At 48.4% G+C, this 372-nt stretch carries 3 tRNA genes; all 3 read left to right on the top strand.

The window, feature by feature from the left end:
• The first annotated feature begins 51 nt into the window (after positions 1-51).
• The 3 genes from HMPREF2937_RS12675 to HMPREF2937_RS12665 all read left to right on the top strand — a co-directional run bounded on the left by HMPREF2937_RS12675 (position 52) and on the right by HMPREF2937_RS12665 (position 291).
• Positions 52-135, top strand: a tRNA-Tyr gene (locus HMPREF2937_RS12675).
• A gap of 5 nt (positions 136-140) precedes the next feature.
• A tRNA-Gln gene (locus tag HMPREF2937_RS12670) sits at positions 141-215 on the top strand.
• 3 nt (positions 216-218) lie between these two features.
• Positions 219-291, top strand: a tRNA-Lys gene (locus tag HMPREF2937_RS12665).
• Positions 292-372 lie beyond the last annotated feature (81 nt).

Here is a 372-nt window from a genome sequence, read left to right as displayed (position 1 = left end):
GTCGGCGGTTCGAACCCGTCATTCTCCACCATTTTGAATTATATATTTGTCGGAGGGGTAGCGAAGTGGCTAAACGCGGCGGACTGTAAATCCGCTCCTTCGGGTTCGGCAGTTCGAATCTGCCCCCCTCCACCATCTAATGGGCTATAGCCAAGCGGTAAGGCAACGGACTTTGACTCCGTCACTCACTGGTTCGAATCCAGTTAGCCCAGCCATTAGAGCCATTAGCTCAGTTGGTAGAGCATCTGACTTTTAATCAGAGGGTCAGAGGTTCGAATCCTCTATGGCTCACTCTTGCACCCTTGTGATAAGGGTGCTTTTTTTATTGCATTTTTTCCTGGCTCTATAATAAATTCGGTTGATGAGATAACC

It is taken from the genome of Staphylococcus sp. HMSC061G12, from assembly GCF_001838465.1.
Taxonomy (GTDB): domain Bacteria; phylum Bacillota; class Bacilli; order Staphylococcales; family Staphylococcaceae; genus Staphylococcus; species Staphylococcus simulans.
This window is presented reverse-complemented; position numbering and strand designations above follow the sequence as displayed.